The sequence below is a fragment of the Candidatus Eisenbacteria bacterium genome (assembly GCA_035577985.1).
In the GTDB taxonomy this organism is placed as follows: domain Bacteria; phylum Desulfobacterota; class Binatia; order DP-6; family DP-6; genus DATJZY01.
Genome location: DATJZY010000118.1, coordinates 30349 through 46824, shown reverse-complemented (window position 1 = coordinate 46824; position 16476 = coordinate 30349). Strand labels below are relative to the sequence as shown.

At 68.8% G+C, this 16476-nt stretch carries 12 protein-coding genes; 2 read left to right on the top strand and 10 right to left on the bottom strand.

Features of this window, described 5'->3' with window-relative positions; genetic code table 11:
• Nucleotides 1–44: 44 nt before the first annotated feature.
• The 8 genes from VMS22_16510 to VMS22_16475 form a co-directional block, all read right to left on the bottom strand.
• Complete coding sequence (locus VMS22_16510; GenBank protein HXJ35636.1) at nt 45–1172, bottom strand: glycosyltransferase; 1128 nt, start codon at nt 1170–1172, stop codon at nt 45–47.
• Nucleotides 1169–2641 carry an O-antigen ligase family protein gene (locus VMS22_16505; GenBank protein HXJ35635.1) on the bottom strand — a complete coding sequence of 491 codons (1473 nt, stop codon included), beginning with the start codon at nt 2639–2641 and terminating at the stop codon, nt 1169–1171. Before VMS22_16505 ends, VMS22_16510 begins: the two co-directional genes overlap by 4 nt.
• A gap of 42 nt (nt 2642–2683) precedes the next feature.
• A complete protein-coding gene (locus VMS22_16500; GenBank protein HXJ35634.1) occupies nt 2684–3532 on the bottom strand; it encodes a CpsD/CapB family tyrosine-protein kinase in 849 nt (282 codons plus the stop codon).
• Nucleotides 3533–3551: 19 nt separating this feature from the next.
• Nucleotides 3552–5045, bottom strand: coding sequence for a hypothetical protein (locus VMS22_16495; GenBank protein ID HXJ35633.1), 1494 nt, complete (start codon nt 5043–5045; stop codon nt 3552–3554).
• Between the two features lie 10 nt (nt 5046–5055).
• A complete protein-coding gene (locus tag VMS22_16490) occupies nt 5056–5835 on the bottom strand; it encodes a polysaccharide biosynthesis/export family protein (GenBank protein HXJ35632.1) in 780 nt (259 codons plus the stop codon).
• A 530-nt stretch (nt 5836–6365) separates the two neighbouring features.
• Nucleotides 6366–7790, bottom strand: a complete 1425-nt coding sequence (locus VMS22_16485; protein HXJ35631.1) for a sigma-54 dependent transcriptional regulator — start codon at nt 7788–7790, stop codon at nt 6366–6368.
• A 15-nt stretch (nt 7791–7805) separates the two neighbouring features.
• Nucleotides 7806–8555 carry a hypothetical protein gene (locus tag VMS22_16480; protein ID HXJ35630.1) on the bottom strand — a complete coding sequence of 250 codons (750 nt, stop codon included), beginning with the start codon at nt 8553–8555 and terminating at the stop codon, nt 7806–7808.
• A gap of 140 nt (nt 8556–8695) precedes the next feature.
• Complete coding sequence (locus VMS22_16475; GenBank protein ID HXJ35629.1) at nt 8696–8995, bottom strand: hypothetical protein; 300 nt, start codon at nt 8993–8995, stop codon at nt 8696–8698.
• Nucleotides 8996–9253: 258 nt separating this feature from the next.
• Between VMS22_16475 and VMS22_16470 the strand changes: the two genes are divergently transcribed.
• Both VMS22_16470 and VMS22_16465 read left to right on the top strand, forming a co-directional pair.
• Nucleotides 9254–9535: an HU family DNA-binding protein gene (locus VMS22_16470; protein ID HXJ35628.1), complete on the top strand. Its 282-nt coding sequence runs from the start codon at nt 9254–9256 to the stop codon at nt 9533–9535.
• Between the two features lie 85 nt (nt 9536–9620).
• A complete protein-coding gene (locus VMS22_16465) occupies nt 9621–10193 on the top strand; it encodes a hypothetical protein (GenBank protein ID HXJ35627.1) in 573 nt (190 codons plus the stop codon).
• 71 nt (nt 10194–10264) lie between these two features.
• Here VMS22_16465 and VMS22_16460 read toward each other — a convergent pair whose 3' ends face one another.
• Nucleotides 10265–11695: a right-handed parallel beta-helix repeat-containing protein gene (locus VMS22_16460; GenBank protein ID HXJ35626.1), complete on the bottom strand. Its 1431-nt coding sequence runs from the start codon at nt 11693–11695 to the stop codon at nt 10265–10267.
• Between the two features lie 32 nt (nt 11696–11727).
• Complete coding sequence (locus VMS22_16455; protein HXJ35625.1) at nt 11728–16245, bottom strand: hypothetical protein; 4518 nt, start codon at nt 16243–16245, stop codon at nt 11728–11730.
• Nucleotides 16246–16476: the final 231 nt, after the last annotated feature.

Genomic DNA, 16476 nt, shown 5'->3' with positions numbered 1-16476 from the left:
CGCGCGGCGCGCGCCGCGCCGCGCTCCGATGGGCGTCGGGCGGCTCACGCCGCCCTCCGGTTCGCCGCCAGGCGTTCGTCGTAGAAGGCCTCGAGGCGCGACACCATGGCGCGGGCGCCCCAGCGGGCGACGACGACCGCCTGCGCGGCCTCGGCGAAGCGTGCGGCGCGCTCGGGCTCGTCCAGCATCGAGGCGATGGCGGCCGCGAGGCCGGCGGGATCGTCGGGCGGCACGAGCGCACCGAGGCGTCCCTGATCGAGCACCTCGCCGTTGCCTCCGACGTCGGTCGCTACGATGGGGCGGCCGGCGGCCATCGCTTCCATGAGCGCGTTCGACATCCCCTCCTCGCGCGACGGGAGGGCGAACACGTCCATCGCCGCGAGCGCCGGGCGCACATCGTCGAGGGTGCCCGTGAACGTGACGTCGCCCGCGACCCCGAGCTCGGATGCCCGTTGGCGCAGCTCCTGCGCCGACGGACCGTCGCCAACGACGAGGAGCTGGGCGCGATCCCCGCGCCGGAGGCGGAGCCGCTTCACCGCCGCGAGCAGGACGTCCTGGCCCTTGCGCGGCTCGAGGCGACCGACCGTGCCGACCACGGGCCGGTCCGATGCGAGGCCGAGCGCGCGCTTGGCCGCCGGCGTCGCCACGGCGACACGGAACGCATCCGCGTCGATGCCGTTCTGGAGAAGCGTCCAGCGGCACCGCATGCCGTGGGCCTCGCCCTCCGTGCGGAGGGCTTCGGCGTTCACGAGCACCGTGTCGACCTGCCGCGCGATACGGCGCCAGGCCCGACGCGCCCCGTCGTCGGCGCCCGTGAGGCTGCGCTTGCTCGCGAGCAGAAGCGGGACTCGCGCGAGCCGTCCGATGAGGGCTCCGACGAGCGCCGGCCGCCATTGGTAGCCGTGGATGATCTCGCACCCCTCGGCCTTGAGCCGGCGGGCCGTGCGCACGACCGCGCTGAGCGCGCGCGGCGTCGTGAGGCTGCCGGGGACGTCCAACGTCGTGACTTCGATCCCCGCGTGACGCAGCTCGCTCTCGACCTCGCCTCCGGGTCGAAGCGTGAACACCTCCGGTGTGAAGCGGCTCCGGTCGAGGAGCCCCAACACCTGCTGCAGGTGTCGTTGCGTCCCGCCGGTCGCGAGGAGCGGCGCGAAATACGCGACCCGCGTCACGCGGCGAGCCTTCCCATGCCGGGCCGGCCGACGATGCGCACCGGTACGGGCTCCGGCAGCGATTCCACGTAGCGCCGCATGACGATGATCATGCCGATCATCGCGTAGGTTATCGGGTTCAGCCACAGGTCGGCGAACGCCGAGAAGAAGGCGTACAAGATGAAGATCACGCGGATGGCGCCGGCCGCGGCCCCGATCTCCGGATCGCGGTGGGCAAGCCGCGTGATCACCTGCAGGTCTCGCCACGTGACCCAGAACAGCACCACGTAGCCGATCACCACGAGGATGCCGCCCTCCGAGGCCGCCCACAGATAGGAGTTGTGCGGCGGACGGAAGAACGTGTCCTGGTAGATCTGGCGCGACACCTCGCGGAAATTCCCGAGCCCGATGCCGAACAACGGATAGTCCCAGAAGATCTGCCAGGCCCGCTCGATCGTCTCCTCGCGCATCACGTTCGACGTCGCGCCGACCTCGCCGCGCTGCGGGAGGAAGTTGATCATCCGCTCCCAGCTCTCCGCCGGCACCATCGTGAGGACGGCGAACAGACCGGCGGCCGCCAGCAGGCCGATCTGCGGCGCCGTGATGCGGAATCCCCTTGGGCTGCGCTGCAGGAGCACCGCCAGCACGCCGACGCCGAGGAGCCCGCTGCGCGACCCCGTCCCGAACAGCACCATCGTCGACGCGGCCATCGCACCGAGCGCGAGCGCCTGGCGCACGAGCGTCGGCCGCGCGCGCGACCAGAACCACCAGCACGCGATCTCGATGAGGCAGATCATCGCGAGGCGGTTCGGGTTGGCGCCCGAGGTGAAGCTCGCGGCGATGCGGAACCCGCGGTTCAACGTTCCGGTCGCCATGTTGTAGAGCGCCGACGGCACCGCCACGAACAAGGCCAGCATGAACGTCAGGAACATCGTCCGGATGTCGCGCCGATCGCGGACGAAGACGATGAAGAAGACGAGGTAGACCAGCCGCGCGATGAAGTTGTGCGACATGTCCTCGGTCTTGTCGAGGACCTTCGCGCGGCCGACCGTCTTGCGCAGGGTCGGAAAGATCCAGTCGGCGTACATCGAGCCGGCGAGCAGCAGGAGGCCGATCACGATGAAGATCTGCACCTGGCGGTTGCGCAGGAACGAGAAGTCGCGCTTCTCGAGGACGTGCATGGCGAGCAGCACGACGAAGCAGAGGCCCAGCAGGTTGTTGATGGTGAGCATGCCGAGCGACTGGAGCAGCGTCGGATAGGCCGCGAGCAGGAACGCCGCCGTCATCATCGCGATCCCGACGACCGGCCGCACGAACAGGAAGCCCACGACCGAGAGCGCGATCCACCCGGCGCAGATGAGGATCTCCTTGCCGAAGTAGGTGCCCGCGACGGTCATCGCGCCGACCATGGGCAGGCCGAGCGCGATCGCGAGGCGCACCACGAGCGGCGCACCTTCGGGACGATCGTAGGTCGTCGCGGTCACGGGCATGCGGAACGCTCGCAGCGAGGGGCTCGGGCGCGCGGGCGTGCCCTAGAGTAGCTCCTCGAGGAAAGCCGGGATGTAGGTGCGACGGCGATTGAGCACCGAGCCCACGAGCTTCACGCCCACGCGCTCGAGCGCCCGACGACTGCGCTCCACCTCGGGGATGCGCGTGCGATCGGCCTCGATGACGATCAGCGCAGCGTCGAGCCGGGGGCCGATGATGGAGGCCTCACCGTAGAGGTTCACGGGCGGGAGGTCGAAGATCACGAAGTCGAACGCGCCCCGGAGCTGCTCGAGGGCCGCGGCGAGCCCGGCCGAGTCGAAGAGCGCCGAGGCCCCGAGCGGCGCCTGGCCGCACGGGATCGCGAACATGTTCGGCACCTGCGTCGACTGCGTCACCTCGGCGAGGGTGCGCTCGCCGCGGATCAGCTCGGCGAACCCGCCCTCCGGGTGGGCGCCGAACACGCGCTCGAAGCTGGGCGATCGGAGGTTCGCCTCGACGACGCACACGCGTCCGCCGCGCCGTCGCGTGAGGATCGACGCGAAGACGGCCGCCGTGGTGGTCGCGCCTTCGCCGTGGCGCGAGGCCGCGACGCCGAGGAGCTTCGGCCCCTGCGCGACCGTCGCGCCGGGCGAGACGAGCAGGTTCGTCCCGAGCCGCTGGTAGGCCTCTTCGAGATCGGGGCCGAGCTGGAAGTTGAGGCTGAGCGCGCCGTTCGTCTTGGTGCGTCCGTTGCCGAACAGCCATTGCCACAAGCGGCGCCGCGCGCCGCCGTTGCCGCCGTGCCCATTGCCGTTGCCGTGACCGTTGCCCTCCCCGCCGCCATGACCGTTGCCCCCACCCCCTCCGGTGCGCTCGGCTTCGAGCTTCTTCAGCGCGTCGTAGATGCGACTCATCTCAGCGGGTCTCCGGATCTCAGGGCTGTGCCAGGTCGGGCGTCGACTCGAGGTCGGGAATGACCGCGAGGACGGGGAGCTCGAGGTAGCGTTCGACTTCTTCCTCGAAGCGCAGCCGCCGCGACAGGAACTCCACGGCCACGGCCATCGCGGTCGCGAGGGCGAGTCCGCCGATGATGCCGAGCAGGAGGGGCAGGAGGACCCCGTTCTGCGGCTCGATCGGCGGCACGGCGCGATCGAAGACGCTGACGTTGACGAGGCTCTGGTCGGTCATCGCCTCGGTGATGCGCGCCTCTTCCTGCTTCTTGAAGTACGTGTCGTACGCGTACTTCTTCTGGTCGGCCTCCTGCTGGAGGTTCGCGATCGTGAACTGCTTGTCGGCGAGGTCGGCCAGGCGCTGCTTGCCCGCCTCGAGCCGGCTCGCGAGCGAGGGCTCGCGCGCCTGCGCGTCGGCGAGGAGGGCCTGGAGCGAGAGGCGGTTGCGCTCGAGCTCGGAGTAGAGCTCGTTGTGGCGGATCGTTTCCTTGTTGAGGATGTGCTCCTGCTCGGCGTCGGTGCGCCCCTTGAGGTTCGCGATCTTCTCGCTGACGTCCTGCACCGAGCGATCGGCCGGGAGATAGCGCTGCAGGAGCTGGATGCGTTCCACCTCGAGCTCGGCGAGCTTGCTCTTGAATGCCAGCTTCGTCGGGTTCGTGAGGTACTCCTGCGCGAACGGAATCTGCTGCGGCGTCGCGTTGATCTGCTCTTCGACCTGCGCGAGCTTGCGCTGGGTCGCGGCGATCTTCGCGCGGTGCGCCTTGAGGCCCTTGTCCTGCTCCATCACGTCGGAGTTGAGGAGCCGGATCTCCTGCTCCACGTCCACGATCTTGTTGTCGCGCAGGTAGGTCCGCAGGTGATCCTGCGCCTCCTTCATCTGGCTCTCGAGCAGGCGGAGCTGCTCGCCGTAGAACGCGTCGAGGCCCTCCCGCCGGTACACCTTGTTGTGGTGATCGACGTAGACGTCCGTGATCGTGTTGACGAAGCGGGCGACTTTCTCCGGGTTCTTGCCGATGAAGCTGATCTGGAGCGTGTTCGTGCCGGGCGTGGGCGCCACGGAGAGGCCCGCCTGCAGGCCGCTGATCAGCTCGGCCTCGGTACCCGACTCCGGCTTCATGTCGAGCCGCTTCACCGCCTCGGCGACGACCTGGTAGCTGCGGACGATGTCGGCCTCGGTCTTCACGACCTCCTGGCTGAGCGGCATGTTGACGCTGCGGGACGGGGCTTCGGCGGGCGCGAGCTGTACCGTCTCGCCGAGCTTCACCAGCACCTTGGACGACGCGAGCCACTGGTTCGGGCGCAGGAGCGCGGCCACGACCGACCCGAGGAAGATCACGAGGAAGACGCCGAGCACGAGGCGTTGATGCTTGAACACGGCGTACAGGAAGCTCCGGACCGCCAGCGTCGACGCGCTGCCGCGCTCGATCGCCGTCGCCGGCACGATGGTGGTCTCGGGAACCGTCTGGATGGTCGCCATCGATACCCCGTTACTGTGAGAGCGAGTAGCCGACGCCGACGCGCGGCAGGGCCGGGATCAAGCCGCGCACGTACTGGTCGACGACGATGTTCGCATCGGCGATCCAGGTGCGGGGCACGTAGACGACGTCGCCGGGATGCAAGCGCACGCGCTCCGGCACGCCGTCGTTCACGACCTGATCCATGTTCATGCGAGCGGCGGTGAACCTCCCGTCGGGTCCCGGGGTCATCAGGACGACGCTGTCGAGCTTGGCCGTGGGACGGAAGCCGCCCGACTGGAGCACCGCCTGGAGCGGCGTCATATCGCGCTGCAGGACGACGTAGCCGGGCCGCAGCACCTCGCCGCCGATGTACGCGCGTTGCTCGGCGACCTTGGTGACGACGACGACGACCTCCGGCTTCCGCAGCCGGTGCGACGATCGCCGTTCGACGAGCCGCTCGAGCTCGGTGGGCGTGAGGCCGATGACCGCGATCTCGCCCGTGGTCGCGAGCGAGATGCGCCCGTCGGGACGCACCGGGATCTGCTCGTTCAGCTCCGGCTGGTACGTGAACCGCACGTGCAGCTCGTCGTACGCCTGGATGCGGTAGTCCTCGGTCGTGCTCTGCGGCGCCGCCGGCAGCAGGGCGGCGGGCTCCGGGGCGACTGCTTCCGGCGCAGCGTCCGCGGCGGGCTCGGTCGCGACGTCGTTGGAGTCGACGGGCTGCGGGTGGTGCGTGGCACACGCGGCGGCGCACACCGCGAACATCAAGACCATCGCCCAGGGCGCGCGTTGTCTCTCCTGGCTGCGCATCGCTGCCTCCGTCGAGCCGGCAGACACTACTCCGGCCCCAGGCGGCTGCCCAGCCTGATCGCGCACTGCGTACCGCACGGCAGGCGAGCGACAGACGGAGAGCCCCCTCATGATGAGGGACCAGGCTGCAATTTCAGTGCCACGGACGGTACGCTCGACGGCGCTATCGAATGAACTTTCCAGGCGTTTTGCGCCAACTAGAGGCCCGCGTCCGGCCGCTGTTTCTCGCGCTCCTGCGAGCCGGGAAGCGAAGCGCGCAGCCGGTCCAGAGGTCCCTGCGACCCTCGCACTCGCGCCAGAGCATCTCGCGCCCGCGCACGGTCCTGCAGCCCTACGACATGACCCCGCCCTTCGGGCGCGCCCTCAGACAGACCGCCGGCGCATCCACACCCGCCCCCCGACGTAAGGGCGCCCTGTGCGTGCCCGTATGCCGCCGGCTTCGCCGGGCTTCGCCGGCCGCGGCACCTCGGTCGCGCGTACCACCGCCGCCCCACCCTCGCCCCGACCCAAGACGAAGTCTTGGGTCGGAACTAATTCGCGAGGCTCTCGGGATCGGCCTTGCCGCGGTGGCGATAGTCCTCGCGACGCAGGCCGTGGAGCTTCATCTTGCGATGCAAGGTCGCGGCGTCGACCAGCGCGTGCTTCGCCGACAAGTTGATGCCGCCACGGTACTTCCGCAGGACGCGCGCGAGGTAGTCCTTCTCGGCGCGCCGTAGATACTCCTTCAGCGGCACCTCGAAGTCGTAGCCCGCCTGGCGGCCGTTGCCGTTGGCGGCTTCGCGGCCGAGGCTCGCGTGGCCCGGCAGGTCGACCTCGCGGATCACGGCACCGCTCGTGCGCAGGATGGCGCGTTCGATGACGTTGCCGAGCTCGCGCACGTTGCCCGGCCACTGGTAGCTCATGAGCTGCGAGAGCGCGCGGTTCGAGAGCCGGTTGATCCCCTTGTCCTTCGCCATCTCGCTGTTGCGCAGGAACTCGCCCACCAGCAGCGGGATGTCCTCGATGCGCTCGCGCAGCGGCGGGATCCGCATCGGCACGACGTTGATGCGGTAGTAGAAGTCCTCGCGCATGCGGCCCTCGGCGACGAGCGACGCCAGATCGACGTTGGTCGCGCAGATGATGCGCATGTTCACCTTGATGAGACGGTTCGAGCCCAGCTTCTCGATCTGGCGCTCCTCGAGGATGCGCAGCAGCTTCAGCTGCATGTTGAGCGAGATCGACTCGATCTCGTCCAGGAAGAGCGTACCGCCGTTCGACAGCTCGATCTTCCCCACCCGGTCGTGAATCGCGCCCGTGAACGCGCCGCGCTCGTAGCCGAAGAGCTCGCTCTCGAGCAACGTGTCGGGAAAGGCGGCGCAGTTGATGGCGACGAAGCGGCCGTTCTTCCGCTTGCCCTGGAAGTGGATCGCGCGGGCGGCGAGCTCCTTGCCGGTGCCCGATTCGCCGTAGATGAGCACGGTGGCGTCGTTCTGCGCGAGCACGCTGATCGTCTCGAAGATCTCGTGCATGACGCGGTTGCGGCTCACCATGTTCGCGAACGAGTAGCGGTCCGAGAGCTGGCTGCGCAGGTAGTTGATCTCGTCGAGCAGGCGGCGCTTCTCGAGGATCTTCTCGGTGGCGAGGAGGATCTCCTCCTTCTGGAAGGGCTTCGTGATGTAGTCGCTCGCGCCCTGCTTGATCGCCTCGACGGCGCCCTTGATGCTCGCGTAGCCCGTGATCATGATCACGTCGAGCTCGGGCCAACGATCCTTGATCTCGCGCGTGAGACCGATCCCGTCCGTCCCGGGGATCTTCAGGTCGACGACCGCGAGGGAGAAATCCTGCTCGCCGAGGAGCCGCAGGCCCTCCGTGGAATTTCCCGCGCACGCCACCGCGTAGCGCTGCGAGCTGTAGAGCTCCTCGAGCTGCCGGCAGATGAACGGATCGTCATCCACAATGAGAATGCGTGTCTCCATCGATACTCCCTGCGATCAGGCGCGAATCGGCAGCACGAGAGCCAGGCTCGTACCGCCGTCCGGACCGTCCTGCACGACGAGCTCGCCGCCAAACGTGCGCACCACGTTCTCGGCCGTCGCCCACTCGACCTCCGCCATCGTCGAGCTCACGGGGGACACGACTGCAGCCGCTCCGATGATCCGAACCACGAGCACTTCGCCGCCGGCGCGCGCGTCGATGCCGACCGTGGCGTGCAGGCGGGCCCCCTCCGCCGTACACGTCTCGAGGCGACGCGCCACCAGGCCGAGCACCTGCGACAGCCGTCCGGGATCGACCTGGACGCTGCGTTCGCCGAGGTCGGCGCGCGCGTCGACGACGATCGTGCGCCCGGCCGTGGCGCTCGCGAGCTGCCGGACGATGCCGTCCGCCACCTCGCGCGCCGCCATCCGGATCGCGGTGACCGCGATCGGGCGCACGTACTCGAGCGTCGCGCGCAGCAGGTCCTCCAGGCCGCGGATCGTTCCTTCGAGCATCTGCGTCGCGGTCACGTCCCCGCCGCGGCCGGCTCGGCTCTCGGTCAGGAAATCGGCCCAATAGTAGAGCTTGTGGAAGTAGTTTCCGATCTCGTGCCGCACGTCCGCAACGACCCGCTCGCCGATGGTCGGCGCCGTCGCCGGCGACTCGGGCTGGGTTTCGGGCGCGGGCGCACGCTGTTCACCGGCCGCGGTCGGGCTGGGCAAGACGCCCTTGCGGACGCGCCGGGTGGCCGCGAGTTCGTGCGCCATTGCGATTATCGCTCCGGACGACGCCACGGCGTCGCCTGTGTCGCCGGACGGCGACGACCCTCACCCGAGATCGTGGTCACCGTCGCTCCGAAACGGCCTGTCCGGTGTAGGCGTACTCGACGCGTTCGCGCTCCCGCGCCTCATCCCGCACTCCCCGGCCCCACCGTCCCGGCGTCGAAGGCGACCTTGAGGTTGTTCACCTTGCGCAGCTCGTAGTCCATCTTGAGCAACGCGTCGATGACGCTCTTGATCTCGCGCGTCATGCGATCGAGCTCGTCGTACGATACGCGCGCGAGCTCGTGGCGGATCTGCTCGTAGAGACCCAGCACCGTGCCGAGTCCGCCGGCAGCGGTGAAGCGACGATCGATCTCCGTGTACGCGGAGACGATCCGCTCGAGTTGTGCGCGCACGTCCACGCTGCCGGTCTCGACGTTTTGCACGAATGCCTCGCGAAACTTGGCACAATTGCAATCGAGGTGCCACTGGGACGCCTCAGTCTACGTCAGCCGCAATGCGGGCTGCGGCAAACCCTCGTCGGAAGCGTCGCAAATGCAGACGACCGTCGCGCGACGATGCCAGTGTTTGCGGACACCGCGATCGCCCTAGAGCCATGCGGGTTTCCTTGACACTCGCCATGTACGTGCCGTAAGGTGCGCCGCGCTTTTCCTCCACTGTGGGCACGTATCGGAGGTGCTGGGATGACGAAGGGGCAACTGGTCGCGAAGCTTGCGGACGGCGCGGGGTTCAGCCGCAAGCAGGTCGACGAGCTGTTGAACGACCTCGTCGATACGATCACCAAGAGCGTGAAGAAGGGTGAGAGCGTGAAGATTCCGGGTCTGGGGATCTTCCGCCTGCGCAAGATGAAGGCGCGCATGGGGCGCAACCCGCAGACCGGCGAGGCAATCAAGATCCCCGCGCGGAAGAAGGTCGGATTCTCGGTCGCGAAGACCTTCAAGGAGTCGGTGCTCGGAAAGAAATGAGCTGCGGCCGACGATACGTCGGTGTTTTGGTTCCCGTGACAGCCGAGATCGCGTTCGCGCGTCCCGGCACGAGAGGGGGATGGTCATGAAGCGAGAGCCACTCGTCCTTGCGGTCGCACTGGCACTGCTCGGCGGCTGCGCCACCTTGGTGCACGGTCCCTACCAGGACGTGCGCATCGACTCGAATCCGCCGGGCGCCACGGCCACGATCTCGGCGCAGAGCTCGGAGCGCGGTCCGAGCTTCCTGGATGAAGAGAAGGAGCGCAAGGTCACCACGCCGGCGACCGTGCGTCTGCTGCGCGACAACAGCTACCGCGTCGAGGTGGAAAAGCCGGGCTACAAGCTCGCTTCCAAGCAGATCACCAGCGAGTACGACTGGTTCTGGGGACAGATCACCTGCGGCCCATGCGAGGCGGTGGGCGCGATGCCGTCGCCGGACATGACGAACAGCAGCACCGGCGCGCGCGTCCTCGAAACGATCTTCTACGAGTGGCCGAAGGGGTTCATCGGCGGATGGGGCAAGGGACTCCGGCTGTTCAGCCCCGATGCGCTGCTGGGCAGCAGCTTCAAGCTGAAGGAGAAGGACAGCGGGTACTGGAACGAGTGGCACGGCCTCGGGACGCCGACGATCACGGCGACCCTCGAGCCGGGCAGCTGAGCTCCGGCGCGCGCGTCCGGGTGTGAGCACAGGCGGGCGACTCCCCTTCCCGGGGGTCGCCCGCAGCTATCTCAGGTGCACACGCCGCCGGTGCAGACGTTCGCCGTACCGGTCGTGCACGGGGTGCCGTCGGGAACCGGCGTGAACACGCAGCCTGCGACCGGATCGCAGACGTCGGTCGTGCACTCGATCGCGTCGTCGCACACGGTCACTCCGTGGCTGCACGTGCCCGTCATCAGGTTGCACAGGTCGGTGCTGCACGGGTCCCCGTCGTCGCAGGTGAGGCTCGTCGCGCTGCAGCTCGTGAGCAGCGGGGCCGCGTTCTGCTCCGTCAGCGGCCGCACGCCGCCGTAGACGCCGCGGCTCTCCAGCGGGACGTCGCCGAAGTTCGTGCCGAAGAACAGGTTCCCGATGCCGTTGATGATCCAGATGCCGATCGGCGAATGCGTGATGAAGCTGCCGCGCAGGAGATTGCGGTCGCCGTTGACGAAACATCCCGAGACGCTCGTCCCGTCGATCTCGGTCGCCGACACGAGGTTCGAGTCGCCGAGCAGCACGATGCCGTCCGACGTCTGATCGTGGAGGATCGAGCGCTTCACGCGCGCGTCGTTGCCGGCGACGAAGATACCCACCTGGTTCGCCGAGACCGTATCGCGCCGGAACGTGAACTTGCCCGAATCCCACGCGAGGATGCCCGCACCGAGCTTGCCGGCCGTCGTCGTGGTGTGTCCGGTCGACATCGCGTCGACGAGCTTGCCGCGCGCGCCGAGCCCGACCTGGTAGCCGTTCGGTACCGCGGCCCCGTCGACCGGCGCGCCCGCCGTCGCGTGACCGCCGCGCACCTTCAACACCGTCCGCGGACCGTGCGCGACCAGGCCGGCCTTCTGATAGTTGTCGAACGCGGCGTCGATGACGACGACGCGCGCACGCCCGAAGATCGGATGGCCGAGCACGTAGTCCGTCACGCCGCTCTCGACGAAGATGCCGATGCCGCTGTCGCAATCGGGCCGTCCGGGGACCCACGCGTTCAGGATCTGCGTCCGCATCGCGGAGCCGCTCGCGTTGCGGAAGTACACGCCGGCGAGCATCGGCGAGCACGCCGTCATGGTGTTGTCGGTGAGGTCGATGTCGATGTCGGTGATGCGGACGAGCGACCCGTCGATGAGGATGGCTGCCGCGATCGGGTTGCCGCCTTCGAGGCTCGGCAGCGTCGCGGGCAGCGCCGTGGGCCGAATGACGGCGCGCCGGCTGCCGAACGCCTCGCCGGTCAGACGGATGTCCTGGTTGAGCACGAGCTGCTCCGGATATACGCCCGGGCAGACGCGGATCTCGTCGCCGTTCGCGGAGATCGCGAGCGCATCGTTGATCGTCCGGAATGGCGCTCCCGCGCAGTTGAACCCGTCCATGCCATCGTCGTCGACGTAGTGGACGTTGCCCCCCCGCGCCGGGGCGGCCAGCAGCAGCGTGCCGAGCGCCACGACAGCCAGTGATCGATGGAGCATCATGCGGCCCGTCCCCCTGCGAGATGTGATCGTCATGGCAGCGCGTTCGCCAGGTCGAGGGCCGCCTGCGTCGCGAGATCGAGGATGTGATCCCCCGTGGGTGTGTCGATGGTCCCGCGAATCAGACCGGTCTGGACGATGTGGACGAAGCTACTGAGTCGCCGCTCCGCTCGCCGCTGATTGTTGCGCGCGAGGCGCGGGTTGCCGGTGTAGAAGTGCTGGGTCGCCCGCAGGGCGCCGTTCGCGCGCCGCAGCAGGCGCCGCTTCGCCGAGGCGCCGCCGAGCAGATCGCCGTCGGTCGCGTTCAGGAAATCGATCAGCGCGATCATGCGGCACACGGCGACGTTCGGGAAGGGCGCGTTCACGCACCCGACGTCCGGATCGCACGAGTCCACCGTGCACTCGTCGTCGTCGTTGCAGACGAGCGTCGTGCCGATCTGGCAGCCGAGCGCCGGATCGCACGTCTCGACGCCGTTGCACGCGTTGTTGTCGTCGCACGGCACGGGCGTGCCGACACAGGCGCTCGCGGCGCAGGTGTCGCCGGTCGTGCAGGCCGAGCCGTCGTCGCATGGGTTCGAGTTCGGAGCGTTCACGCATCCGGTGCCCGGATCGCAACTGTCGTCAGTGCACGCGTTGTTGTCGTCGCAGGTGAGCGGCGTCCCCGGATCGCAGAGGCCCGTCGTCGCGTTGCACGTCTCGACGCCGTCGCAGGCGTCGTTGTTGCTGCAGACGACCGGCGAGCCGACGCACGCGCCGCCGACGCACGCGTCGGCGGAGGTGCACAGGTCGTTGTCGGTGCACCCGTTCGTATCGTCGTTCGTGAACACGCAGCCGCCCGGCGACACGCACGTGTCGTCGGTGCAGCTGTTGTTGTCGTCGCACGCCGGCGGCGTACCGGGCTGGCAGCCGAGGAAGGCGTCGCACGTCTCCGCGCCGTTGCAGGCGTCGCCGTCGTCGCAGACGAGCGGCACGCCGAGGCAGAGCCCGCCCGTGCACACGTCGCCCACGGTGCACTCGGTGCCGTCCGTGCAGGGGTTCGTGTTGTTGACGTGCTGGCAGCCGAGGATCGGGTCGCACGAGTCGTCGGTGCACGGGTTGAGGTCGTCGCAGTCGGGGGGCGTCCCCGCCTGGCAACCGAGCACGGCGTCGCAGGTCTCGAGACCGTCGCAGACCGTGCCGTTGTCGCAGATGACGGGCACGCCGACGCAGGCCCCGGCCGTGCAGGTGTCACCCGTCGTGCAGGCGGTTCCGTCGTCGCAGGTCCCGGTGTTGTTCACGTGCTGGCATCCGAGGACGGGATCGCAGGAATCGTCGGTGCAGACGTTGTTGTCGTCGCAGGCGAGCGGCACGCCCGGATCGCAGGCGCCCGTCGCCGGATTGCACATCTCGAGGCCGTCGCACACGGTTCCGTTGCCCGCGTTGCAGGCGACCGCGGCCGCGGTGAGCGTTCCGGCACACACCCCGCCGGCGCAGGTGTCGGTGTCGGTGCACAGGTTGTTGTCGTCACACGGGTCGGTGTTGTTCGTATGGACGCAGCCGAGCGTCGGATCGCAGGTGTCGGTCGTACAAACGTTGTTGTCGTCGCAGACGAGCGGCACCCCCGGATCGCACGCCCCAGTGGCGAGGTTGCACGTCTCGAGTCCGTTGCACGCATCGTTGTCGGTGCACACGGTCGGCGTCCCGACGCACGCACCGGCCGCGCACGTGTCGCCGGTCGTACAGAGGTCGAAGTCGTCGCACGTCCCGGCCACGGCCACGTGCTGGCATCCGAGGGCCGGATCGCAGCTGTCGGTCGTGCACACGTTGTTGTCGTCGCAGTCGGGCGGCGTGGCGGGTTGGCAGCCGGCCACCGGGTCGCAGGTCTCGACGCCGTTGCACGCGTCGTTGTCGGAGCACACCGTCGGCGTCCCCCCGGCGCAATGGCCGTTGGTGCACGTCTCGGTGCCGTTGCAGATGTTGTTGTCGTCGCAGTCGCCCGCGACGTTGCAGGTGGGGCTGCACGAGCTCAGCACGCCCGGACGGGCGTTGAGGCGCAGGCTCACCAGCATGTCCCGAACGCCCGGCAGCACGTTGGCGTCGAGGAGCGTCAGGGTCGCGACGAAGCGCGCGCCCGTGAGGTCCCCCGTGCGCGCGAGCGCGCAGTCGATGATCCCGCCCGCCTCGGTCGCGGTGAGGTTCGTCCCGAGCGTGTTGTCCGCGTCGGCGAGGGTGCTGGTCGCCGCCCCCGTCGTGAGGCGCAGCACGCCCTCGAGATCGTGCAGGTTCGAGAACTGCTCTCCGGGGTCACCCGTGCAGTAGATGTCGTCGGGTCCGGGATCGAGCGAGACGGTGACGCGGACCGGGATCGTCACGCGCGTGCCGCCGGTCGCGTAGACGCCGAGCTGCGTGCTGACCGGACGCCCGTTGCACGTCGGCTCCTTGTCCTGGTGGCAGACGAGACCGGTCTGGCAGACGAGATCCGGATCGGTGCACGACTCACCACCCGTGCACGCACCCGAGGTGCAGACGATGGGGCACGTCCCGTCGTTGCAGATACCGTTGCTGGGGCACTCGCTGTCCGGGTCGCACACCTGGCCGTCCAGGGCACCGCCCGTGCAGGCGCCGGCGGCGCTGCAGCGCGGGCAGTCGCTCAGGTGCGGGCCGCCGAGCAGGCCCGGACAAGGTGCGTTCTCGCGGCAGCCGTTCTGACAGTAGAAGTCGGCGTCGTCGGTGTTGTGGTCCTGGGAGACGTCGACGTCGCCGCCGGTCTTGCCGCCGTTGCAGTCGATGGTGCCCTGGCCCGGCGCCGACGCCTCGATGCAGAGCGCGCCGATCCCCGGGACGACCGTCGGCGGGAACTTGAAGCGGTTCGCATCGACGGTGATGTTCGCTTCGCCCGTGAACTCGTCGGGGGCTCCGATGTTGAGACCGATGCGGCCCGGCTGCGTCGGGGTCGGCACGATTCCGGCGGTGACGACACCGTCGGTGGTCGCGACGGCGACCTGGCTCCCCGTGCTGGTGGCGGTGGCGTCGCCCGGCAGGAACTCGAAGGTGCGAAGACCGATCACCGAGTTGAGCCCCTGACCCAGGACGTCGGGCGGTAGCTGGCCGATGGCGGTCGCCGCCGCCCATTTACCGGCCGTGTAATCGATGACGTAGATCTGATAGCCGCACACCCCGTTCCCGGTGAGGTCGCTCGTCGTCGAGATGGCGGCGAACCACTGCCCGAGGTTTTGGCTGAACGGCGGCTGCACGTCGCCCGCGCCGGTGAGCTGGTAGAGCGTCGTCGAGGGGCGATCGAGGATGAACATCCGGTTCCCGGTCGTGGTGTTCAGCAGCGGATCGCCGGTGCAGATGAAGCCCAACCGGTTGCCGGTCGGATCGAGCCGCGGCGCCTGGCAGTCGCCGAAGATCGCCTGCGACGTGATCTGCGAGATGTTGGGACTCGGCTCACCCGTCGCGCTGTCCAGCGTCACCTCGTAGATCTGCCTGCCGGGCGAGAGCGCGGTGCCCGGCAGATCCGTGGCGACCGAGTCGAAGACGATCACCTTCTGCGCGATGTTGCCCGGCGAGTCGCCGTGGAACGGGTTGCGGCTGTCGCCGTTGCCGTGGGTCGCCTGGAAGAGATCGGTGATCAAGTGCAGCCGCTTGTCGAAGCGCGCGAGGAAGATCTGCGAGATCCCGGTGTCGTGCCCGTCGCCCAGCAGGTCCGCCGTCGACTCGAACACGACCCCGGAGCCGTCGAGCGTCGCGGTCGCGTTCGTGCTGGGCCCGAGGCCCACGGCGTTCACCGGCGGGCGTCCGATGCTCACGCGCCGCAGGACGCCCGTGTCGCGCTGGAAGAGGTACACTTGCGACACGCCGGCGGGATTCGCGAATCCGTCGAGGGCCGCGGTCGACTGGAACGAGATGATGCCACCGCGCTCGTTCACGCTCGGGAGCGTGCTGTCGCCGCCGGTCGAGGCGGTCACCTGGCGGATCTCGCCGGTGCCGAGGTTCTTCAGGAAGACCTGGCGGTGGGTCGCCGCGGCGCCGGTGTTGCCGTTGAACACGCCGAGCGCATCGAACGCGAACCACTGCTTGTGGTGCAGCAGCCACGGCTTGTTGCGCGAGCACTCACCGAGCGGACACTGCGAGTCCTGCGTGCACAGAGCGTCGGCGTTCGGTCCGCCGACGCAGATGTCGACGTCGGGCGCGAGCCCCAACGCCGGATTGTCGGGGTCGCCGGGGCCGTTGGTCACCTGCCGCAGGAACGGGGTCCCGGCCGGGGGACAGGGCGTGGTCTGGCAGTTCTGGCTCTGGCCCGGCGGACAGACCTTGGTCGTCCCGTTGTAGCAGTCGAAGTAGCCCATGTTGAACGCGAACAGCTGGCGCCCGGGGACGCGGGCGGTCCCGATCTGTGCGAGGTCCTGGGTCGAGGAGAACATCAGCCAGTTGCCCCACGACCGGCCCTGCGGAATGGCGTGGTTGTCGGCGCTCGTGAGGCGCGTCGCAGGCGGCGACTCCTCGTGCAGCGCGAGGGCTTGGCTAGCCCACAGGACGCTCGAGAGGACCAGGATCGATCTCAGCACAGTCTTCCGCGTACGAGCGCGCATCGCGCGGCATTGGGCAGCACGAAATATGCCACGGCCGGCTCGCAGCTTTTGATATCCAACTCGCGAACAACCCGCGGCTTTTGCCCCGTTCGGGTACTACGACGAGGGGGCGTTCGCGTAAGACCAAAGGGTGGAATCTTACAGCAGCGCAGCACGAGTGCGGCTCTGCAAGAGCACTCGGTCGCGCGACGACGCGGTGTCCGGCTG